The organism is uncultured Pelagibacterium sp., assembly GCF_963972885.1.
GTDB classification, from domain to species: domain Bacteria; phylum Pseudomonadota; class Alphaproteobacteria; order Rhizobiales; family Devosiaceae; genus Pelagibacterium; species Pelagibacterium nitratireducens.
Genome location: NZ_CAXAXY010000002.1, coordinates 1 through 22,464, shown reverse-complemented (window position 1 = coordinate 22,464; position 22,464 = coordinate 1). Strand labels below are relative to the sequence as shown.

General features: G+C 61.0%; 19 protein-coding genes and 2 tRNA genes. 12 read left to right on the top strand and 9 right to left on the bottom strand.

Features of this window, described 5'->3' with window-relative positions; translation table 11 throughout:
* Positions 1–9 precede the first annotated feature (9 nt).
* Together AACZ55_RS00525 and AACZ55_RS00520 are read left to right on the top strand one after the other, a co-directional pair.
* The gene (locus tag AACZ55_RS00525; RefSeq protein WP_338609287.1) at positions 10–1,281 is read left to right on the top strand and encodes a TRAP transporter large permease; all 1,272 of its coding nucleotides are present in this window, start codon (positions 10–12) and stop codon (positions 1,279–1,281) included.
* Between the two features lie 52 nt (positions 1,282–1,333).
* Complete coding sequence (locus AACZ55_RS00520; protein WP_339641871.1) at positions 1,334–2,485, top strand: mandelate racemase/muconate lactonizing enzyme family protein; 1,152 nt, start codon at positions 1,334–1,336, stop codon at positions 2,483–2,485.
* Positions 2,486–2,527: 42 nt separating this feature from the next.
* On the opposite strand, the gene AACZ55_RS00515 is transcribed toward AACZ55_RS00520, so the two are convergent.
* From AACZ55_RS00515 to AACZ55_RS00500, 4 genes are read right to left on the bottom strand one after another with little or no spacing between them, the layout of a single operon-like run.
* A complete protein-coding gene (locus AACZ55_RS00515) occupies positions 2,528–3,340 on the bottom strand; it encodes an alpha/beta hydrolase (protein WP_339641868.1) in 813 nt (270 codons plus the stop codon).
* On the bottom strand, positions 3,340–4,773 hold the full coding sequence (locus AACZ55_RS00510; RefSeq protein ID WP_339641983.1) for an NAD-dependent succinate-semialdehyde dehydrogenase: 1,434 nt from the start codon (positions 4,771–4,773) through the stop codon (positions 3,340–3,342). Before AACZ55_RS00510 ends, AACZ55_RS00515 begins: the two co-directional genes overlap by 1 nt.
* Positions 4,774–4,819: 46 nt before the next feature.
* Positions 4,820–6,049, bottom strand: coding sequence for an iron-containing alcohol dehydrogenase (locus tag AACZ55_RS00505; RefSeq protein WP_339641865.1), 1,230 nt, complete (start codon positions 6,047–6,049; stop codon positions 4,820–4,822).
* Positions 6,036–7,070, bottom strand: coding sequence for an Ldh family oxidoreductase (locus AACZ55_RS00500; protein WP_339641862.1), 1,035 nt, complete (start codon positions 7,068–7,070; stop codon positions 6,036–6,038). Before AACZ55_RS00500 ends, AACZ55_RS00505 begins: the two co-directional genes overlap by 14 nt.
* A 77-nt stretch (positions 7,071–7,147) precedes the next feature.
* On the opposite strand from AACZ55_RS00500, the gene AACZ55_RS00495 reads away from it, so the two are divergent.
* The 5 genes from AACZ55_RS00495 to AACZ55_RS00475 all read left to right on the top strand — a co-directional run bounded on the left by AACZ55_RS00495 (position 7,148) and on the right by AACZ55_RS00475 (position 12,068).
* A complete protein-coding gene (locus tag AACZ55_RS00495; protein WP_339641859.1) occupies positions 7,148–7,852 on the top strand; it encodes a GntR family transcriptional regulator in 705 nt (234 codons plus the stop codon).
* Complete coding sequence (locus tag AACZ55_RS00490) at positions 7,849–9,420, top strand: sugar ABC transporter ATP-binding protein (RefSeq protein WP_339641856.1); 1,572 nt, start codon at positions 7,849–7,851, stop codon at positions 9,418–9,420. Before AACZ55_RS00495 ends, AACZ55_RS00490 begins: the two co-directional genes overlap by 4 nt.
* 1 nt (position 9,421) lies before the next feature.
* Positions 9,422–10,408, top strand: coding sequence for an ABC transporter permease (locus AACZ55_RS00485; protein WP_339641980.1), 987 nt, complete (start codon positions 9,422–9,424; stop codon positions 10,406–10,408).
* Between the two features lie 56 nt (positions 10,409–10,464).
* Positions 10,465–11,418, top strand: coding sequence for a substrate-binding domain-containing protein (locus tag AACZ55_RS00480; protein ID WP_338609277.1), 954 nt, complete (start codon positions 10,465–10,467; stop codon positions 11,416–11,418).
* 62 nt (positions 11,419–11,480) lie between these two features.
* Positions 11,481–12,068, top strand: a complete 588-nt coding sequence (locus AACZ55_RS00475) for a DJ-1/PfpI family protein (RefSeq protein WP_338609275.1) — start codon at positions 11,481–11,483, stop codon at positions 12,066–12,068.
* A 185-nt stretch (positions 12,069–12,253) separates the two neighbouring features.
* Here AACZ55_RS00475 and AACZ55_RS00470 read toward each other — a convergent pair.
* From AACZ55_RS00470 to AACZ55_RS00460, 3 genes are all read right to left on the bottom strand, one after another.
* Positions 12,254–12,328: transfer RNA gene (locus AACZ55_RS00470), tRNA-Val, on the bottom strand.
* 88 nt (positions 12,329–12,416) lie between these two features.
* Positions 12,417–12,491: transfer RNA gene (locus AACZ55_RS00465), tRNA-Val, on the bottom strand.
* A gap of 360 nt (positions 12,492–12,851) precedes the next feature.
* Entirely contained in the window at positions 12,852–13,223 is a 372-nt protein-coding gene (locus tag AACZ55_RS00460) for a response regulator (RefSeq protein ID WP_014131860.1), read from the bottom strand.
* Positions 13,224–13,395: 172 nt separating this feature from the next.
* Here AACZ55_RS00460 and AACZ55_RS00455 point away from each other — a divergent pair, with 172 nt between their 5' ends.
* Positions 13,396–14,277 carry an N-formylglutamate amidohydrolase gene (locus AACZ55_RS00455; RefSeq protein ID WP_339641853.1) on the top strand — a complete coding sequence of 294 codons (882 nt, stop codon included), beginning with the start codon at positions 13,396–13,398 and terminating at the stop codon, positions 14,275–14,277.
* Positions 14,278–14,591: 314 nt separating this feature from the next.
* Positions 14,592–15,413 carry a histidinol-phosphatase gene (hisN, locus tag AACZ55_RS00450; protein ID WP_339641850.1) on the top strand — a complete coding sequence of 274 codons (822 nt, stop codon included), beginning with the start codon at positions 14,592–14,594 and terminating at the stop codon, positions 15,411–15,413.
* Between the two features lie 54 nt (positions 15,414–15,467).
* Here the strand turns inward: hisN and AACZ55_RS00445 are convergent, their stop codons facing one another.
* Both AACZ55_RS00445 and AACZ55_RS00440 read right to left on the bottom strand, forming a co-directional pair.
* A complete protein-coding gene (locus tag AACZ55_RS00445) occupies positions 15,468–15,887 on the bottom strand; it encodes a GFA family protein (RefSeq protein ID WP_339641847.1) in 420 nt (139 codons plus the stop codon).
* Positions 15,884–16,861 (bottom strand): alpha/beta hydrolase, encoded by a 978-nt coding sequence (locus tag AACZ55_RS00440; RefSeq protein ID WP_339641844.1) that lies wholly within the window; start codon positions 16,859–16,861, stop codon positions 15,884–15,886. The genes AACZ55_RS00445 and AACZ55_RS00440 overlap by 4 nt, the downstream gene beginning before the upstream one ends.
* Positions 16,862–17,317: 456 nt before the next feature.
* Here AACZ55_RS00440 and AACZ55_RS00435 point away from each other — a divergent pair, with 456 nt between their 5' ends.
* From AACZ55_RS00435 to gltB, 3 genes are all read left to right on the top strand, one after another.
* Positions 17,318–17,770, top strand: coding sequence for an Hsp20 family protein (locus tag AACZ55_RS00435; RefSeq protein ID WP_338609264.1), 453 nt, complete (start codon positions 17,318–17,320; stop codon positions 17,768–17,770).
* 127 nt (positions 17,771–17,897) lie between these two features.
* Entirely contained in the window at positions 17,898–18,377 is a 480-nt protein-coding gene (dps, locus tag AACZ55_RS00430) for a DNA starvation/stationary phase protection protein Dps (RefSeq protein ID WP_339641840.1), read from the top strand.
* Between the two features lie 477 nt (positions 18,378–18,854).
* Positions 18,855–22,464: glutamate synthase large subunit (gene gltB / locus AACZ55_RS00425; protein WP_339641837.1), on the top strand; the 3,610-nt coding region annotated here is incomplete at its 3' end.

Below are 22,464 nucleotides of genomic sequence, written 5' to 3'. Positions count from 1 at the left end.
GGTGATCCAATGGCCTGGGTTGCAACCATATCCTTTGTGCTGCTCATTTTCGGGATCCCGATCGCCTTCGCCCTTGGCCTGGCCGGCACGTTCGGCATCTGGCAGTTCGGCATTCCGCCCCAGGTGATCATCACGCGCTTTTTCGGCGGCGTGGACAGCTTCATATTCCTGGCCGTGCCGTTCTATATTCTGGCCGCCGAGCTTATGAACATCAGCGGCATCACCGACCGGATCGTGCGCGCGACCTCGCTCGTGATCGGACGCATACCCGGCGGCACCGCCTATACCAACATCACCGCATCAGTCCTGTTTGCCGGCGTATCGGGTTCGGCGGTCGCCGACGCCAGCGCCCTTGGGCGGTTCTTTTTAAAGGTGATGCCCGAAGAAGGCTACACCAAGGAGTACGCCGCTGCGGTCACGGCCTCGTCCTCGATCGTTGGGCCCATCATTCCCCCGTCCGGCCTCGCCATCATCATGGCAGCGGTCTCCGGGCTCTCGATCGTCGATCTGTTTCTCGCCGGTGTCATCCCGGGCCTGATCATGGGCCTTGCATGCGTCGCCGTGGTCTTTGTCACCGCCATGACCAGGGGCCTGCCCAAATCCGCGATCGTGGTCGAGCGCAAGCAGATGCCGCGGTTGCTGATCGAGAGCGCAATCGTTGCCATTCTGCCAGTGGTCATCGTCGGCGGCATGGTCACTGGCGCCTTTACCGCCACCGAGGGTGGCGGCATCGCGGTATTTGTGGCGCTCGTCCTGGGTCTTGTGATCTTCCGCTCGCTCTCGATCGCCGATGTCTGGCGCGCCGTCGTGGTCTCGGCGCGGGTCACTGCGACCATCTACTTTCTGGTCGCGGCGGCTGCCATCCTGTCCTACGCGCTGAACCTGTTGGGCATTTCGAGCTTCGTTTCGGCGATGGTGCCGTTCTTTGGCGGCGATCCGACCCTGTTTCTGATCGGGGTCGTCGTCCTGATGCTGATCCTGGGCATGTTCCTCGATATCGGCGCGGCACTCATCATTTTCGTGCCTCTGCTCATGCCCACGATAACCCAGCTCGGGATCGACCCGATTCAAGCCGCCATGGTCATTATCCTGACCCTCGCCATGGGGCTGATCACACCGCCCTTTGGAGTGGTTTTGTTCGTGCTCATGAAGATCGGCAATATCGGTCTCTCGCCACTCTTTAAAGCCCTTGTGCCGTTCCTGATCGCGCAGATCGCGGCCATTCTGCTTCTGGTTTTCGTCCCCGAACTCTCGACCTGGCTTCCGAACCTTCTCAACTAGGCCGCTCTCGGCCGTGCCAACCCAACCGACAAGAAGAATAGAAGACACATCAATGAAAATAACGGCAATCAAGGCGTATCCGGTCTGGGTAGGCGTTCGCAACCAACTGCTCGTCAAGATCGAAACCGACGAGGGCATCCATGGGTGGGGCGAATCCGGCCTTTCCTTCCGCGAAAAGGCCGTCGTCGGTGCCATCGAGCATTTCACCGAGTTCCTGATCGGCCGCGATCCCATGCAGACCGCAGGGATCTGGCAGGAGCTCTATCGCAGCCAGTATTTCGAAGGCGGGCGCGTCCTCGCAGCCGCCATCTCTGCCATCGACATTGCGTGCTACGACATCAAGGGCAAGGCGCTCGGCGTTCCGGTCTATCAGCTCCTGGGCGGGCGCGCGCGTCAGAGCGTTCCCGCCTTTGCAACGGTTCCGGCCGACCCCGGTCCCCAGATGGTGGAAAAGGCCAGGATCGCCTTTGATGCCGGCTGGCACTGCATTCGCCTGCTGGGCGGATTCCAGGAAGCCGAAACGGTCTATGAACCGCGTGAATCGATCGCCGCTACCGTCGATTGGGTCCGGGCCGTACGCGCCGAACTGGGCCACGCGGCCATTCTCGGTGTGGAATATCATCACCGCCTCAGCGTGGCCGAAGCCGCCTCGTTCTGCCAGAAACTCGGACAGGGCACGCTCGATTTCCTCGAAGAGCCAATCCGCGACGAGGCACCGGGGGCCTACGAATCGCTGCGCCGGATGACCGAGGTGCCCTTCGCAATCGGCGAAGAATTCTCGTCCAAATGGCAGTTCATGCCCTATCTCGAGCGCGACATTCTCCAGCATGCCCGCATCGACATCTGCAATGTGGGTGGGTTCACCGAGGCCATGAAAGTGGCAGGCTGGTGCGAGGCCCATTATGTCGACCTCATGCCGCACAATCCGCTCGGGCCGATCTGCACGGCAGCCTCGGTTCACATGGCCGCCGTCGTGCCGAACTTTTCCTGGCTCGAATGCCGCATGAGCCCGGTGGAAGATCTGGGGTTCGACAACAGGGATATCTTCCCTGTTCAGACCGAAATGGACGGCAGCCACTACATCGTGCCCGAGGCCCCCGGTCTGGGCGTCGAGGTCAACGAGGATTATCTCAAGGCCGCCGCGTTCGAATATTCCGAACCCCCGCATCTGCGCCGCAGGGATGGCTCCTTCACCAATTGGTAGGCCCTCTGGAAACGCGTTAGGCCCATGGCGTTTGAAGGCCGATCAACAAATCATCGCGGACAGGAACCGTCCCGGGCGCGTCCCGGGGCTTTCCAGTTGAGCCACAATGCTCATATGGTTCGCCGTCTCGACCGCTTCGAACGAGACGGCACATCCCTCATTCGATAATTTTGTCCTCAGCGCCTGGGCCTGCTCATGGAACGGTGGGGTCTCGGCGTCTCCAACCAGCAAGGTGATCTCTCCGGGCCCCGCGATATCCATACTGAGCGGTGAGAACCGGGCGATTTCGCTATCGGTAAACTTCAAATCCGGCTGAAGAAACGAGTGGCAAAGGGGCGCAAGATCGTAAATTCCGCTCAGCGCCAGAATGGCACTCGGGCGCACCGGACTGTCTTTGCTGACCAGAAAACAACTCAGATGTGCGCCGGCCGAATGGCCTGAGACGCTCAGACGCTTCGGATCGCCCCCGAACGAGCCCGCGTTTGCGACCAGCCAGGCCGCGCATGCTCGCACCTGCCCGACAATGGTCTCCAGCCGGATATGGGGCATCAGATCATAGTTCATGATGGCCGCGATCCCTCCGGCGCCACAAACTGTATTGGCAACGAACGAAAAATCGGACTTGTCGAACATGCGCCAATACCCGCCATGGATGAACAGGTGGATCGGCGCCGGTCCTCCCCTGTCCATCGGAAAGAAAAGATCGAGGCTGGCGTTCTCTCCTTGCCCGTATCTGACATCGCAGCGGTTTGGCAGACCAGCCCGCGTCTGCCTGCTGCGCGCACGATACCGGGCAACATGATCGTCGAAATCGGGTACGTGATCGCGCGTGCGGAAATAGTCGGGTTCCGCCATCAAAAGCTCGTGGCTATGTATTTTGCTTCCATGAACTCGATCACCCCATGGTGCGATCCTTCGCGCCCGAGCCCGCTTTGCTTGACGCCACCGAACGGCCCGGCCGGGTCTGAAACCAGCCCGCGGTTAAGCCCGATCATGCCCGATTCGATCCGTGACGAAACGGCCATGCCCCGCCGGATATCTTTTGTATAGATGTAGGCGGCCAGCCCATACTCGGTATCGTTGGCCATGGCGATGGCCTCGTCCTCGGTCTTGAACCGATAGACCGGCGCGACCGGGCCGAAAATCTCGTCCCTGGCCATTTCCGCATGGGGAGAAACATCGACCATGACCGTTGGCGGATAATAATAGCCCGGACGGTCGAGCCCCTTGCCGCCCAGCACCACCTTGGCGCCGCGCCCGACGGCTTCGGCGACCAGCGCCTCGATCTTGTCCACCGCCTTGCGCGTGATCATCGGCCCGCAGCCGGTGTCCGGGTCCGTTCCCGGACCGACCTTGAGCGCCTTCATGCGCGCGGTCAGCCTCTCGACGAACCGGTCATGGATACCCTCTTGAACGAGAAAACGGTTGGCTGCCGTGCATGCTTCACCCCCGTTGCGCATCTTGGCCAACATCGCGCCATCGAGCGCAGCTTCGAGATCGGCATCATCGAACACGATAAAGGGGGCGTTGCCGCCAAGCTCCATCGAACAGCTCAGCACGGTCTTTGAGGCTTGGGCAAGCAGCAGGCGACCGACCGGTGTCGAACCGGTAAAGGACAGTTTGCGCACCCGCGCATCCTCGAGCATTGCAGCGGTGACCGGCCCGGGATTGGTGGTGGTGATGACGTTGACGACGCCGTCGGGAATGCCCGCTTCGGAATAAAGAGCCGCCAGCGCGTAGGCGGTCAGCGGGGTTTCGCTGGCGGGTTTGAGCACCACTGTGCACCCGGCTGCAAGCGCCGGCGCAATCTTGCGCGTCGCCATGGCGGCGGGAAAGTTCCACGGCGTTATCAGAACCGCAATTCCGATGGGCTCGTAATCCACGATGATACGGTTGCCCCCGGCCGGCGCCGTCATGAACTCCCCGGAAATGCGCACGCCCTCTTCGGCGTACCAGCGGAAAAATTCCGCTGCATAGGCGACTTCCCCACGGGCATCGACGAGCGACTTTCCGTTCTCGAGCGCAATGAGATAGGCCAGCTCTTCCTGCCGCTGCATCATCAGCTCAAAGCATTTGATCAGGATCCCGGCGCGTTGGCGCGGCGGGGTGGCACGCCAACCGGCCGCAGCGCGCGCAGCGGCATCGACGGCCGCGCGTGCATCCCCGACCGTTGCATCGGACACCTCCGCGATGCTGTTGCCGGTCGAAGGATCGATGACGGTAATGCCCCCACCGGGCACCCATTTCCCGTCGATATAAAGGCCTTGCGCGTAGGCAGAGCAATCCATGCCCACGGGCGATGACTCAACGACTGCAGATGACATGAAGGGACTCCTAGGCGATGGCGTTTTGGAGCCGGATACGGTCGCCGCTATAGGCTGCCTGCAAAAGCGCGGCCATGGCGGGGGCGTCGATCCGGCGGGGGTTGTTGTCGATCAGGCGCGAAACTCCCAGCGCCTGGGTGCCGACCCATTCGAGCTTGTCGTGGGGCAGACCCAGCGCTTCGAGCGTGGGCGGAATGCCGATGGCTGAAAAAAGGCGCGCGACGGCATCTGCCGCCGCATTGCCAAGCGCGATTTCATCCGAACCCGGCAGCCCGAGCATCCGCCCGATTTCGGCCAGCGGTTCCGGATCCGCCTCGAGATTGAAGCGCATGACATAGGGCAGAACGCACGCCACCCCCTCGCCATGGGCCGTATGGGTAACCGCCCCTATGGGATATTGGATTGCATGTGCCGCGGCCGTGCCGGCCGTGCCGAAAGCCAGACCGGCCATGAGAGCGCCCAGCATGACCTGCTCGCGCGCCTCGATATCGTCGCCATGGGTGCAGGCGCGTTCAAGACTGGAAAAGATCGTCTGTATGGCCAGACGCGCGAAATGATCGGTGATCGCGGACTTACCGATAAACACGCGCTCTTGAGCCATGCCCGCGCTCGCAACGCGCCGGGTTGCACTGAAGGCCTCGATCGCATGGGTCAGCGCATCGGCCCCGGCAATTGCGGTCAATGACTTTGGACAGCTTGCCGTTAGATCCGGATCGCATAGGGCGGCGGTGGGAATGATGTGGGGGCTGGAAATGCCGACCTTCATTATGCGCTCGGCATCGGAAAGCACCGCCACAGGCGTCACCTCCGATCCGGTGCCCGCCGTTGTGGGAACCGCGATGATGGGCAGCACCGGCCCTGGAACCTTGAACTCGCCGTAGTAATCCTGGGGTTCGCCCCCGTGCGCGAGAAGGATTGCAACGCATTTGGCATGATCGATACAACTGCCACCGCCGATGCCCACCACCACATCGGGTGCAAAACCGCGCACGCGCTCGGCCGAGGCCAAGCAGGATTGGACCGGAACATCGGGCAGAACGCCGGCCTCGATCTCCACCGCCATTCCGGCGTCCTTGAGCGACGCCATGAGTTCGGCAAAGACCGGCTCGGCAGCAAAACGCGCGTCCGTACAGACAAGCACCCGCTCCCCCAATTGCCGGGCGATCCTGGCAAGACACGCTCTTTGTCCGGCGCCGAAGACGATCTCCCTTGGCGCTCTCAGAGCGCTAAACATATTCATGATACGATTTCCTGACTGAGGCCGGGATACCTGAACCCGCCGCAGCGAGTTCCTCCCAAACACGAGGGTCGACCTCAAAACCCTCGCTTATCGCGTGTTGCCGGCGCTGCCGCGAACGGTCGCCGGGAATTGTGACAGTGCCACCGTCCGATTTGCTGTCGCGCACCATGTCGAGATACCCCGACACAGCCGCTCCAACTCCTGCGCTGCCGGGCTTGACGATGATGATGACGTCGCCCTTGTTCGCGCGATGATCGGCATCGAGCGTGCCGCGAACTTCGGGAGCGGGAGGCGTGCCCGCAATGCCGGCCACAAGAAGCTCGAATCCCAGCCCCAGCCCGTAGCCCTTTGCGCCCCCGAAAGGGGCGATCGAGCCCGACTTGGCGCGTTGCGCATCAAGGGTCGGCGCGCCGTCAGGCCCCAGGGCCCAGCCTTGGGAAATTGGCTCTCCCTTGAGCGCATAATCATGGATCTTGCCCATCGAAACGACACTGGTTGCCATATCGAGAATATAGGGTTCGCCCGAGGTCGGCATGCCGATGGCAACCGGATTGGTTCCCATCATCGCCTTGTCACCGCCATGAGGGTGAACGAGCGCTTCGCTGCTGGTGAGCACGATACCGATCAGGCCCCTGCAGGCGATCGATTGCACGTAAACGGCCAGCATTCCCAGATGATTTGCATCCCGAATGCCGGCTATGGCGATGCCGGTCTGTTCGACCCGATCGACAAGCTGTTCGATTGCGGCATGGGCAACAACCGGGCCCAGCCCCGCCTCGCCATCGACCGCAAGAAAGGCCGATCCGGCCCAGGTCTGGCTGCCGGTTGCATTGGGAGCGATCAACCCTCGATCGATGCGCGCGAGAAGGCGCGGCAGCCTTTGCAGCCCGTGCGAAGGGTGGCCGCGCAATTCCGCCTCGACGAGCACCTCGGCTTGCAGCCGGGCATGAGAAGGCTCTGCGCCCCTGGCTTCGAGCAACGCTGTCGCAAGCGACAGGGCCTGAGCCGCCATTACCCTCATACTAAAAATCCTATAGGATATCTGATTGCATATCGCAGACTATCGTGTTAGCAGTCGCTCAATGTCAAGAGGCAAACATGGCGCAAGAACATCCATCCACCGCATCGACAACTGAGCCGGCGACATCGCCGATCCGCCGTCCGGCGGGGCTTGCCAGTGAAATCTACGACACCATTTTCTCTCAGCTGATGGCGCTCAAGATCCCCCCGGGATCGCGCATCACCGTGGACACGCTTGCCCGCGAGTTCGGCGTTTCCCAGACCCCGATCCGCGAGGCCCTTGGCCGTCTCGAGGGCGAGGGCCTGGTGATCAAGACCCACTTGATGGGCTATAGCGCCGCGCCCCAACTGACGCGCGGCCAGTTTTCCGAGCTCTACGAGCTTCGCCTGCTTCTTGAGCCTGACGCGGCCCGTCGGCTGGTTGCCAATCTCGACGGGTCAAATCTGGCCGAGCTTACAGAAGCGGCAGGCGTAATGGCCGGACGGAGCAACAAGACCGACGAGCGCGCCCGCTATTCGGAGTTCGCGCGCCAGGACGCGATCTTCCACGATCTTATTCTCAAGGAGGCGGGTAATCAGCTGGTGCGGGACATCCTTGCCCATCAGCATGTGCACTTTCACATCTTCCGGTTGTTATTCCATTCGCGCGTGACCGAAGAGGCGCTGGCCGAACACGAAGCGATCATTACCGCCTTCGAGCATCGCGATGCCGACGCCGCCGAACGCGCCATGCGCGTGCACATCGAACGCTCGCGCGACAGAATCCTTCCGGTGTTCGAATGACTGCCACAGCCAGCATCGATCAATCGGCACGCGATAGCGTACAGCCGACGCCCCTGATCGCGCTTTCAGGGCTGGGCAAGAGCTACGGCCCGATCAAGGTGCTGCGCGACGTCGATCTTGAGATCCGCGCCGGAGAGGTTCATGCAATCATCGGCGAGAACGGTGCCGGCAAATCGACCCTGATGCGCCTGATCTCGGGCTATATCCAACCCACCGCCGGTTCGATCAGCTATCTGGGCGATACCGCGAAATTCTCCAAACCCGCCGATGCCGAAGACGCGGGCATCGTGCTCGTTCACCAGGAAATCCTGCTCGCTGGCGACCTCACGGTCGCCGAGAACCTGTTCATGGGCCGCGAATTGACCCGGAACGGGATCATCGACAATGCGCGCATGGAGGCGATAGCGCGCGAAAAGCTTGCAGAGCTCGGCGCGACGGCGTCACCGCGCGACCCGGTCAACACCCTGCCCATTGCACAGCGGCAACTGGTCCAGATCGCCCGCGCGTTGCTTGAAGATCACCGGCTGGTGATTTTCGATGAACCCACGGCCGTACTCACGGCAAATGAAGTGGAAACCTTGCTCGACATCGTGCGCCGCCTGCGCCGGCAGGGCGTCGCCGTTCTTTACATCTCCCACCGCCTCGACGAGGTCCAGGCGCTGGCCGACACCATCACCGTTCTGCGTGATGGCGAGAAGGTCGGCACGCACCCGGCGTCCGAACTGACCCAGCAAGACATGGCCCGCATGATGGTCGGGCGCGAACTCTCGATGCTCTACCCGCCCAGGCGCGGTGTCTCCACCCAGCCTCCCCTGCTCGAGGTCGAGGGGCTGCAGGTTTCCACTATTGCCCATGACATTTCCTTTAGCGCCCGGCCCGGAGAAATTCTGGGCTTCGGCGGCATGATGGGCGCGGGACGAACCGAGGTTTTCGAAGGCCTTTTGGGGCTTCGCCCGGCTCATGTGAAAACCGTCAGGGTGCGCGGCAAGCCGGTCAGGATCGGCTCGGTCGCCGATGCGATGGAGCTGGGGGTCGGCTATCTCACCGAGGACCGCAAGGGCAAAGGCCTGCTGCTCGGTGAACGGCTTGCGCCCAACCTTGTCCTTTCGGCGCTCTCATGGCTCTACCGCACCATTTACACCGACGAGCGGCTGGAAGGCCAACAGCTCGATGGCGCCATCGAAAAATACGATATCCGGGTCCGCAGCAAGAAGCTTACGGCCGGGCAGCTTTCGGGCGGTAACCAGCAAAAGCTTCTGCTCGCCAAGATCATGATGCTCGATCCCGACGTCGTCATCATCGACGAGCCCACCCGCGGCATCGACATCGGCAACAAGGGGCAGATCTACGCCTTCATCGACAAGCTCGTTGGCGCCGGCAAAGCCTGCGTGGTGATCTCCTCGGAGCTTCAGGAACTCGTTGGCCTGTGTGACCGGGTGCTGGTCATGCGCAGCGGCCGGATCACAGCAGAACTCACCGGTGACCAGATTACAGAAGACGCAGTCGTTCTCGCCGCAACCAGCAACACCGGATCGGCGAAAACGGGGGAGGAAATACCAAGTGACTGATATTATTGCGGTTCCCGGGCAGGAACCGATACTCAAGCGCATCAACTGGTTCGATCTGGGCCCGTTCATCGCCCTTGTGGCTCTGGCTATAATCGGCGTGCTGATCAATCCCGATTTTCTCTCTGCCACCAACGTATCCAACGTTCTTACGCGCTCGACATTCGTCGCCATCATCGCCGTGGGTGCAACATTCGTCATCTCCTCGGGCGGGCTGGACCTTTCGGTCGGCGCCATGACGGCATTTGTCGCCGGCATCATGATCATGTTCATGAATGCCCTGGTGCCCAGCCTCGGCGCCAATGCCATTGTGGCCGGCATAGCCCTTGTGATCTGCGTGGGTGCGCTGTGCGGGCTTTTTAACGGCCTGATCGTCACGATCGGCAGGATCGAGCCGTTCATTGTCACCCTCGGCACAATGGGCATCTTCCGGGCCTTCATCACCTTCATGTCCAATGGCGGCACGATCCCGATCGACCGCTCTCTGCGCGATCCCTTCCGGCCCATCTATTTCGGCGATGTCCTGGGCATTCCCATCCCCATCGTCATCTGCGCGATCGTTGCCGGGATCGGGGCATTCATCCTCTACAAGACCAAATATGGTCGCCGATGTGCCGCCGTCGGCGCCAACGAAGAGGTCGCGCGGTTTTCAGGCATCTCGGTCGCAAAAATTCGCACCACGGCCTTCGTGATACAGGGCATCTGCGTGGCCATTGCCGCTGTGTGCTATGTGCCGCGCCTGGGGGCCGCAACCCCGACGACGGGGCTGCTGTGGGAGCTTCAGGTGATCACCGCCGTGGTCATTGGCGGCACTGCGCTCCGCGGCGGAAAGGGCCACATCTGGGGCACCATCGCCGGGGCCGTCATCCTCGAGATGATCGCCAACCTCATGGTGCTTTCCGACTTCATTTCCGAATACCTCGTGGCAGCCGTTCAGGGCGTCATCATCATCGTCGCCATGCTGATCCAGAGGTTTTCCAGGCGGTCATGATCGAGCCACATGACTTCCACCAATACGCTTGGCTCATCATTTAGGGAGGACAATCCATGAAATATTTGAGTATGTTCACGCTGCTCAGTGTCGCTGCGCTCGCCGCGGCGGCACCAGCCCTTGGCCAGGAGGAGCAAAAGGTCATGGCCGTTTCCATTCCGGCCGCGACACACGGCTGGACTGGCGGCGTTGTCTATCATGCCGAAGCGGCTGCCGCGGAAATCCGCGAGGCCTTTCCCAATATCGACGTCGTCGTGAACACCTCGCCCTCGGCCATCGCCCAGGTCGGTGCGCTCGAAGATCTGCAGGCCTCACGCGATCCCGATGCGCTGGTCATCCTGCCCTTCACGTCCGAGGAGCTCACCGGCCCCGTCGAAACGGTCAAGAACGCAGGCACCTTCATAACCGTCGTCGATCGTGGTCTGACCGATCCCAGCATACAGGATCTCTATGTCGCCGGTGACAATGTCGCCGTGGGCGCCAACACCGCCAACTGGCTCTCCGAACAACTGGGCGGAGAAGGCGACGTGGTCGTTCTTCGCGGCATTCCCACCGTCATCGATGACGAACGCATTCAGGGCTTCCAGGATGCCCTCGAGGGCACCAACATCAACATCCTCGACGTCCAGTACGCCAACTGGAATCGCGATGAAGCGTTCAATCTGATGCAGGACTACCTTGCCAAATATTCCCATATCGATGCGGTCTGGGCCAATGATGACGACATGCTGCTCGGCGTGCTCGAAGCCATCGACCAGGCCGGCCGCGACGACATCAAATTCGCGCTCGGTGCCAATGGTATGGTCGATATTGTCGAGATGGTCCGGGCCGGAGATCCGCGCACGCCGATCTCGACCCCTTATCCGCCCTCGATGATCAAGACGGCCATGTATCTGACCGCCGCCAATCTCAATGGCCAGGCACCGGTACGTGGGGAGGTCATCCTCGATGCCCCGCTGATCACCATCGACAATGCCGACGAGTTCTATTTCCCTGACTCGCCGTTCTGATCGATTTCGGGAGGGCCGCCACGCGGCCCTCCCCTGCACGCGTTTTTATCTGGAGACGGACAATGCCCGCCAAAAAAATCCTCATGCTCGTCGGCGAGTTCACCGAAGAGTACGAAATCTACGTTTACCAGCAGGCGATGGAAGCCGTTGGCCATATCGTCCATGTGGTCTGCCCCGACAAAAAGGCAGGCCAGATGATTGCCACCTCCCTCCACGATTTCGAGGGGCATCAGACCTATACCGAAAAGCTCGGGCACTATTTCCAGCTCAACAAGACGTTCGCCGAGGTCGATCTCAACGAGTATGACGCCGTCTATGCGGCCGGCGGGCGCGGTCCCGAGTACATCCGAACCGACAAGCGCGTTCAGGACATGGTTCGCCATTTTCACGAAACCGGCAAGCCCATCTTCACCATCTGCCACGGCGTCCAGATCCTGATCGCCGTCGATGGCGTGGTGCGCGGCAAACGTGTCGGTGCGCTGGGCGCTTGTGAGCCCGAAGTCATTCTGGCAGGCGGCACCTATGTGGACCTCTCTCCCACCGAAGCCCTTGTCGACGGCAACATGGTCTCGGCAAAAGGCTGGACGGCGCTTGCCGCATTCATCCGCGAATGCCTCAACGTTCTCGGCACAAAGATCGTGCTGGACTGAGCGCCTTACGGCTCGAGGCGCTTTTTGGCACCTCGAGCCCAATCTCCCAACCGCTCCGTGGCAACAGCACACCCTGCCCCCGCCTTCACTTTGTCATGGCCAGTAAAGAGCAATTTGCAGGAAGATCGGACACCGCACCATCTTGGCGCGACTCCGGCCACGAGCAATCGGATAGTCTGGAAAAATGGTGGGTGTAACTGGGATTGAACCAGTGACCCCTGCCGTGTGAAGGCAGTGCTCTCCCGCTGAGCTATACACCCGCTCGGCATATCCATCGGAAAACTGCGACGGTGCCCATAAAAATCGCCTTGCTTGCAAGGCAGTCCCGGACAGGCCGGTGAGAAAGAATGGTGGGCGTAACTGGGATTGAACCAGTGACCCCTACGATGTCAACGTAGTGCTCTCCCGCTGAGCTATACGCCCACTCTTTCTTTAAATCCGCGTCCCGCCAAAGGCGAAGCGCAGGGCGGATACACCACAAAACGCCAGTCGCGGTCAATAGGTTTTTGCCGTTATTTGAAGCTCTTGTGACGCACTTTGCCTAAGGCGCCATCGACTGAAATCGCCATTTGACCCAGCCTCAAAATACGTTCGCTGGAAAACGCATACAAAACCGGCCCTTCCCCAAGTCGTCATCCCGGGCGAAGACCCGGGATCCAGTAAGTGGCAGAGCCGACAGCTCCGTCCCGGACGCTGCGGATACCCGGCCCGGCTCGGCGGGGCCGGGGTGACAGCGCGGTGCATAGGGAAAAGGGAGGCGACCGCCAGAAGAAGTCGATGATCCTAAGCGGCGAGCAGCCGCTCCACTTCCCCCACCAGCTCGCGCAGATGGAAAGGCTTGGAGAGCACCGAGGCGCCCTTGGGGGCTTCGCTGTCGGGGTTGAGCGCCACGGCGGCAAAACCGGTGATGAACATCACCTTGAGATCCGGGTCGAGTTCGGTGGCGCGCCGCGCCAGTTCAATCCCGTCCATTTCCGGCATCACGATGTCGCTCAAAAGCAGCGTAAAGGGTTCCTCGCGCAGCCGCTCATAGGCCGATTTGCCATTGTCGAACGCCACCACGTCATAGCCGGCATTCTTGAGCGCCCGGGTCAAAAACCGACGCATGTCGGCGTCGTCTTCGGCCAGCAAAATCCGGTTCAACGATTGGCTCATGAAAGGTCCCAGTGTCTTTGTCCCAGCCGCAACTGGCTTGATTCGCATGTTTTACGAAAGCTAAGGCCCATGCAACAGTCACAATCGCCTCATCCCGCTTTGCTTTTGTGGACAAGCGCGTTGCCGCGTTGCAAACTTGCATTTCAACGACCGCGCCATCAAGGGGTTGGGTGTGCAATCAGACTATTCCGACAGACCTGCCTTTGAAACAATCCGCCCAAGGCGACAGGTTGCTCCCATAATCGTCAACTCGTCCCATTCGGGCCGCGATTATCCCGCCCGGTTCTTAAAACTCTCCCGGCTCAACGAAATGGCCATCCGCCAGTCCGAAGACGCTTGGGTCGACGAGATTTTTGGGCGCGCGCCCCATATGGGGCTACCGCTCTTGCGCGCCAATTTCCCCCGCGCCTATCTCGATGTGAACCGCGAGCCCTATGAACTCGATCCCAAGATGTTCCGCGATCCCCTGCCCGAACATTTCAACACGACCTCGCCGCGCATCGCGGCGGGTCTGGGCACCATTGCCCGCATCGTTTCGGAGAATCGCCCCATCTATCGTGAGCGCCTGGCGCTCGAAGACGCGCTTATGCGCATTGAGGGCATCTACAAGCCCTATCACAAGACCCTGCAAACCCTGTTGAGCGAAACGCTCGGCCATTTCGGCGTGGCCGTCCTGGTCGATTGCCATTCCATGCCGCGCCTCAATCGCGGCAATGACCGTCTGGCTCCCGACGTTGTGCTGGGCGACCGCTACGGCACAACCTGTGCGCCGGTCCTTATCGATACTGTGGAAGCAGTGTTCGCGGGCGCTGGCCTGAAAGTCGCCCGCAACCGCCCCTATGCCGGCGGACACACGACCCGCGCCTATGGCCGGCCCCAATATGGCATCCACGCCATCCAGATCGAATTTTCCCGCCACCTCTACATGCACGAATTGACCCTGCAAAAGCATCAGGGCTTTTCAGCCATGCAGCAGCTTGCCGAAACCCTTCTGGGAACGCTGGTGCGGTTCGATGCGGTTTCGCTGGCGCGCACGCAACTGGCCGCCGAATAAATCACGAAATATCTGGGGAAGGAAAAGGGTGTTCCGCGCCGGGCGGCCACAGAAGGAAAAGAGTGGGCCGCTCTGGGCGGCCCAAGTCAAGGGAGGAAACATTGGCGGTTCAAAACAAACGGCAAGAGCCGAAAGAACCACCAATCCATCATGCAATATCGTGTTTGAACCTTATTTCACCAAAGCGCAAGTCCGCCAAAGGGATGATGTATGCAATCGGCATGCGCTGTTGCAAAAAGGAATCACTTCTGTAAACCCACTGTTAAGGAAGCGGTTTTGCAACCGATTACACTCATTTTCCCGCAAGATTTTGGATGTCCATGACAATTTCGTCACCAGCCGGTCTCAGCGACGAGGCCATCGCCCAAACCCTGATCGCTGGCGCCGACGCCGCGCGAACCTCGACTTTAGGCCGGTTCCGAACCCAACTTGCTGTGGATAACAAGTTTTCATCCGGTTTCGACCCGGTCACCGAGGCTGACCGGGAAGCCGAAACCCGCATTCGCGAAGCGATTGCCGCCCGCTTCCCCGATCACGGCATCATCGGGGAAGAATGGGACACAAAAGACACCACGACCCGGTTCAACTGGATCATCGACCCCATAGACGGCACGAGAGCCTTCATTTCCGGCGTTCCCGTCTGGGGCACGTTGATCGGGCTCACCTATCAGGGCAAGGCCATTGCCGGGCTCATGGAACAGCCCTTTACCGGCGAACGCTGGCTGGCTGTCGGCGGCAGGCTCGAACACACCCATAACGGCGCGCGCGTTCCCGCCGCCGTCAGCGCCGTGACCAGGCTGTCACAGGCCCGCACCAGCACCACCAACCCCGACATGTTCACCGGGCCCCATCTTTCCGCCTGGACTGAGCTGAACGCCCGCGCCCTGCAGGTTCGCTACGGACTCGATTGCTACGCCTATTGCCTTTTGGCCTCCGGCCATATTGACCTCGTCGTCGAAGCGGGCCTCAAGGATGTCGACATCGCCCCCTTGATCCCCATCATCGAGGCAGCGGGGGGAATCGTCACCACCTGGGATGGCGGCCGCGCCGAAATGGGCGGCACCTGCATCGCCGCCGCAACCGAGCAGCTACACGAAGAAGCAATGCGCGTCCTGCGCGACGCGATGCTGGAGTAGGGAACAGTACACGCCCCTAGCCAAAAGGTGCCATTCAGACCGCCGAACAAAGGCCTAACCCGGCCCGGGTAGTCCGTCGAATCGTGGCGCTTGGGACAGTTGTTCGTCCCATTCCGCCGCATCGCCAACGCAAATATGACCAGTGGGCGCGATGGCGATCTCGGTATCGAGACTGCCCGCCGGCACAACCAGCAGTTGGCCGTTCATCTGGATAATGGGGACGGCAGCCCCGCAGCCGATGCAAAAACTCTTCTCATGCCCAGTGCCGGGCACACGATAGGTGCGAACACTGTCGGCCCCGCTCACCCATTCCAGAACCGCCGTTGAGGAAAACAGGTTCGCCGCATGGGACGAGCCCGTATCCTTGCGGCATCGGCTGCAATGGCACAAAAAGAAACTGTCGAAGGGACCGGAGACGGTAAATGTTATCGTGCCGCACTGACACGAGCCTCTCGCTCCGTTTGCACCATTCATCGCTCATCACCACTCTGTTCGGTCACAAAGGCATCGAACGCGGCAAAGACCTGCGCACGAATGGCGTCGGTCTCCATGAACAGTTCGTGCCGTGCGCCCGAAATTATCACATGATGCCCGGCCCGCAGCCGCAGCCCCAGAGCTTCGGTCGCGCCGGTATCGACCACCGTATCGAGCGCCGCCGCGCAGATGAACGCCGGGATCTTGAGCTGTGATGGAAAGTCGTCCCCATTGGCCCGGCGCATTGCGGCCAGCGAAGATCCGATCCAACCCAGCGTGGGAAGCCCGATAGAAAGATCGGGTCGTGCCTTCAATATTTCCACGCTGCGCATATAGCGGGCCTTGTCCGAAGTCAGCGGATTGCCCTCGAACCCCGCTTCGGTCTGCGCCTTGTCCTCGCGCCGCCCCACCGGCACCGTGGACAGTCCCATAAACCGTGCTGCATCGACCAGCCGCGACGACCATTTGAGCGAAAAGGGCAACCCCGGCAGGCTCACCATGGGTGAGGACAAAAACACCCGATCAAACATCAGCCGGTCGCGCGTTGCCGCCAGAAGCCCGACCAGTCCCCCCGTCGAATGCCCGACAAGATAATAGGGCGGCGGGCAGTCGGGCAGGACGATGCCCTTGTGAAAATCGTGAAGATCGGTCCAGTAGTCGTCGAAATTTTCCACATGCCCGTGGCGCCGATTACCAATCAACCGGTCCGACCCGCCCTGCCCGCGCAGATCGAATGTGGCGACGGCAAATCCGCGCTTCTGGAAATCGCCTATGGTCTCGAAATATTTCTCGATGAACTCGGTGCGCCCCTGCACCAGAACGATCGTGCCCCGCGCGCCACCACCCTGTTTTGGGAAAAGGCCGTAGCGCAGCCGAACCTTGTCGCTGGTCGAAAAAAAGCCCGACCGGGCGCCTTTGGGGATGGGATTGTTCTCAAGGTGGACAAACTCGTGTCCAGTGGGCGTCGCGTCCATATGCACCGATTGTCTGTTGGGCGTCTCAGCGACAATAGCGGGGCCGGGTAAACGAGGCACTACAAAGCGTGTCCAGAAAAAAGCCTGCCCCCGGCTTGAACGGGGGTGGTTGCCGGTTCTTCGGTTCGGACACGCGGGAATAATATGCATCGCGAGAGTGATGCGCAGACGCCGTTGCGGGGGGCGGTGAACGGCGCCTGCGCTTTGTTATGACACCGTTTCCGGCATCACATGCACCCTTCTAACCCGCCCCGCCTGACCGCTCCCTGAGTGGCCCGTTCATATTCAATTCAGCCGGGCATTTTTCCGCCTCTTGAACGGCAATTTTGCGGTTCCTATCTTTACGCTGTCCGCCGGATGACCCGGGGACGCCGCCGGAAACCGCTCGCCTCAAATGGGAGCTCCGACCCGGCAGCATAGCTAAACGTTCTTGCTACACTCAGGAGAACACTGAAAATGCAACGTCTTGATTTTTCGCCCTTTTACCGCTCCACCGTCGGGTTCGACCGCCTGTTCTCGCGCCTCGACACCCTGGTTGCCGAAGACGCGAAATCCTACCCGCCCTATAATATCGAGCGCACCGGTGAGGATACCTACCGCGTGACCATCGCGGTCGCCGGTTTCTCGTCTGGCGACATTGCCATCGAGACCAAGGAAAACAACCTGCAGGTCAAGGGTTCGCGTGCCTCGGGTGCCAGTGACAAGCGCGAATTCCTCCATCGCGGCATAGCCGAGCGCGCCTTCGAATTGCGCTTCCAGCTTGCCGAGCATGTCGAGGTCTCCGGCGCTTCGCTCGAAAACGGCCTGCTGCACATCGATCTCAAGCGCGAACTGCCCGAATCCAAGCGCCCGCGCCAGATCGAGATTTCCAGCGCACCCCAGACCATCGAGGACAAGACCGTCAACTAAACGGCCTTTCCCTCAGACATCAGGGCGCGGTTCCGAAAGGGACCGCGCCTTTCTTTTGCCCACGGAACCCGACACCACTCATCGGTGTTGATTAGCCGACAGTTTTCAGCAGAAGGAATTTTCAAAAATGGCCACTCCCTCAATTTCCCTGGGCAAGGATGGCAATGCCCGCAAAGTGGTGATCGACATCCTCAACGCCCGCCTCGCCGATGCCATCGATCTGGCGTTGATCACCAAGCAGGCCCACTGGAATCTCAAGGGCCCCGATTTCATTGCAATCCATGAAATGCTCGACCCCATGCGCGCCAGCCTCGACACTCATGTCGATGTGATCGCCGAGCGCGTTGCCCAGCTCGACGGCATTGCCCTGGGCACCTCCCAGATCGTCGCCAAACAGACAACGCTTGGTGCCTACCCCACCGATATCCGCAAAACCAATGACCACCTCACCGAACTGGCCAAACGCTACGCAGCGCTCGCCAATCAGGTCCGCGAGGATATCGACGCCACCGATGAAGCCGGTGACGCCGACGCCGCCGATATCCTGACCGCCTTCTCGCGCGATCTCGACAAGAATCTGTGGTTCATCAAATCCCACCTCGAATAGAGAAGGCGGGATTTTTCCATTGTGAGCGGGCGTGCCCCTGACCGGGCGCGCCCGTTTGCCATTTTAGTCTGCCCATCCTAAAATCGGCGGGCCGGACTTGCCGCTGCGCAAAAAATCTGCGAGTGTCGCGCAAATTTTAGGGCAGCATTGCTGTCCATTATTGACAAATGACAGGCAATCCTTCACACAGAGACTGTGCTAAGGAGTGTCTTGGCAGAAAATCGCAGCATCGACCGTCTCCCGGCCCGATCTGTGTCGCCGGTCAAAGCCCGCCCATCAAGAGGAGGAGCGGCCCGGCGGAACCCGATAGGGGTTCATTTGAGCGGCCATTTGGATGCAGCGCCGCTCCAGTGTAAATAAACCGGTCTGCTCACCCGAGCCGTACATTGATCCTTGTACGACCCGAACGAGCGACCTGCACGGACGGTGAATTGGCTTGCCTTCCGTTAACTTTGGCGAGGACCTGATATGGGCGAAATGGACAAGCATTTGATCGAGGCGGCTGCGGCACTTCCGGGCACCACTGCGACCAAACGCAACGCCGCCCAGGGTCTTTATGACCCGGCCAATGAGCACGATGCCTGCGGCATCGGCATGATCGCCAACATCAAGAACATCAGGAGCCACGAAGTGGTACAGAAGGGGCTCGAAATCCTCGAGAACCTCGAACACCGCGGCGCGGTCGGCGCCGACCCGCTCATGGGCGACGGCGCGGGCATTCTCGTCCAGATTCCGCATGCCTTTTTCAACAAGGTCGCCGATTTCGACCTGCCCGATGCGGGGCTCTATGCCCCGATCATGATCTTTTATCCCAACGATACCGCCCTGCGCGACCGTTGCGCCGATCTCGTACGCGAGACGATTGCCGCAGAGGGGCTCGAAATCCTCGGCGAGCGTGTCGTTCCCTTCGACAACTCGGCACTGTCCGAAGGCGTCATCGCCACCCAGCCCATCATCGAGCAGATGTTTGTCGCCCGTCCCGAAGGCCTCGAGGACATCGACGCCTTCGAGCGCAAGCTCCTGATAACGCGCAAGGTGATCTCCAACACGCTCTATAACGAAATCCCCGAAGTGCAGGGCGACAACGGCTTTTACATCGTCTCGATGTCGGCCCGCACCATCGTTTACAAGGGCATGTTCCTGGCCGACCAGCTCGGCAAGTTCTACCCCGACCTGCACGACACCCAGTTCGACAGCGCCATCGCGCTCGTTCACCAGCGTTTTTCGACCAACACCTTCCCGTCCTGGAAGCTGGCTCACCCCTACCGGATGACCATCCACAACGGGGAAATCAACACCATCCGCGGCAACGTCAACTGGATGGCGGCCCGTCAGGCCTCGGTGGCCTCGCCCAAGTTCGGCGACGACATCACCAAGATCTGGCCGATCTCCTATGAAGGCCAGTCCGACACCGCCTGTTTCGACAACGCGCTCGAATTCCTCGTGCGCGGCGGTTACCCGTTGCCCCATGCGGCCATGATGCTGATCCCCGAAGCCTGGGCCGGCAATTCGCTGATGGATGACGAGCGCCGCGCCTTTTACGAATACCACGCAGCCCTGATGGAGCCCTGGGACGGGCCCGCCGCCATGTCGCTTTCGGACGGCCGCTACGTCGTTGCCACCCTCGACCGCAACGGCCTGCGCCCGGCCCGCTATCTGGTGACAAAGGAAGGTCACGTCGTTCTCGCCTCGGAATCGGGCGTGCTCGATATCCCTGAAGAAGACGTCGTCGAGCGCTGGCGCCTGCAGCCGGGCCGCATGCTGTTCATCGATCTCGAAGAGGGCCGCATCGTCTCCGACGATGAGATCAAAAAGGCTCTGGCCGGCAAGAACCCTTATGCGAACTGGCTCGCCAAGACCCAGATCGTGCTCGAGGACCTGCCCGAAGCCGAACCCAAGGCACCAGCAACCACCGAGAGCCTTCTCGACCGTTTGCAGGCCTTCGGCTACAGCCAGGAAGACATCAAGGTCCTCAGGGCGCCCATGGCGACCACGGGCCAGGAAGCCGTCGGCTCGATGGGCACCGATACGCCCCTCTCGGCCCTCTCGGACAAGCCCAAGCTGCTCTATACCTATTTCAAGCAGAACTTTGCGCAGGTCACCAACCCGCCCATCGACCCGATTCGCGAGGAATCGGTGATGAGCCTTGTCTCGTTCATCGGCCCGCGCCCCAATCTGTTCGATCTGGAAGGTCTTTCGACCACCAAGCGCCTTGAAGTGCGTCAGCCCATCCTGACCAACGAGGATCTCGAAAAGATCCGCGCGCTCGGCGACATGGCCGATAACCAGTTCCATACCGCAACCCTCGACATCACCTACGATGCCGCAAAGGGCACCGCCGGTATGCAGGCCGCGCTCGACGCGCTGTGCGAACGCGCCGAATCCTCGGTCCAGAACGGCTACAACATCATCATCCTGTCCGACCGTCTGGTCGCTGCAAACCGGATCGCCATCCCTGCGCTGCTGGCCACTGCTGCCGTGCACCATCACCTGATCCGCAAGGGGCTGCGCACCTCCTCGGGCCTTGTGGTCGAAACCGGCGAAGCGCGTGAAGTGCACCACTTCGCCGTTCTGGCCGGCTATGGCGCCGAAGCCATCAACCCCTATCTGGCCTTCGAGGCCCTCGCTGCGCTGCACGCCGAAGGCGAATTTCCCGCCGAAGTCGATGCCGGCGAAGTCATCTACCGCTACATCAAATCGGTGGGTAAGGGTCTGCTCAAGATCATGTCCAAGATGGGCATTTCGACCTACCAGTCATATTGCGGCGCGCAGATTTTCGACGCGGTCGGGCTCTCCTCCGAATTCGTCAAGCGCTTCTTTTTCGGCACCGCCACCACCATCGAAGGTGTGGGCCTGGCACAAGTGGCCGAGGAAACCCTGCGCCGCCACACCCTCGCCTTTTCCGACGATGCCGTGTTGCGCAAGAGCCTTGAGGTCGGCGGCGAATACGCCTATCGCATGCGTGGGGAAGCCCATGCCTGGGGCCCCAACACCATCGCCGACCTCCAGCATGCAGTGCGGCTGAAGGACGATACGCCCGAAAGCGCCCAGGAGCGCTATGACGCGTTCGCCCGCGCCGCCAACGGCGAGAACGCCGAGCATCTGACCATCCGTTCGCTGTTCGAGATCAAGCCGCTCGGCGAACCGGTCGACATCTCCGAAGTCGAGCCCGCCGAAGCCATCGTGCAGCGCTTTGCCACCGGCGCCATGAGCTTCGGGTCGATTTCGCGCGAAGCCCACACAACGCTCGCCATGGCCATGAACAAGATCGGCGGCAAGTCCAACACCGGCGAGGGCGGAGAAGACCCCAAGCGCTTCAAGCCGCTGGCTGACGGCGCCATGAACCCTGAGCGCTCGGCCATCAAGCAGATCGCCTCGGGCCGGTTTGGCGTCACCACCGAATATCTGGTCAACGCCGACATGCTCCAGATCAAGGTCGCACAGGGTGCCAAGCCCGGCGAAGGCGGACAACTCCCCGGCCACAAGGTGGACTGGGTGATCGCCAAGATTCGCCATTCGACCCCGGGCGTGGCTCTGATTTCGCCGCCACCACACCACGATATCTATTCCATCGAGGATCTGGCCCAGCTCATCTACGACCTCAAGAACGTCAACCCCGACGCCGCCATTTCGGTCAAGCTGGTCTCTGAAGTGGGCGTGGGCACGGTAGCCGCCGGCGTCGCCAAGGCGCGTGCCGACCACATCACCATTGCCGGCTATGACGGGGGCACGGGCGCATCGCCGCTGACCTCGCTCAAGCATGCCGGCAGCCCATGGGAAATCGGTCTGGCCGAAACCCATCAGACCCTGGTTATCAACCGTCTGCGTTCACGCGTGGCCCTTCAGGTCGATGGCGGCTTCCGCACCGGCCGCGATGTTCTGATCGGCGCCATGCTCGGTGCCGATGAATACGGCTTTGCCACCGCCCCGCTGATCGCGGCTGGCTGCATCATGATGCGCAAGTGTCATCTCAACACCTGCCCGGTCGGCATCGCCACCCAGGACCCCGTGCTGCGTAAGCGCTTCAAGGGAACGCCCGAGCACGTCATCAACTATTTCTTCTTTGTCGCCGAAGAGTTGCGCAAGC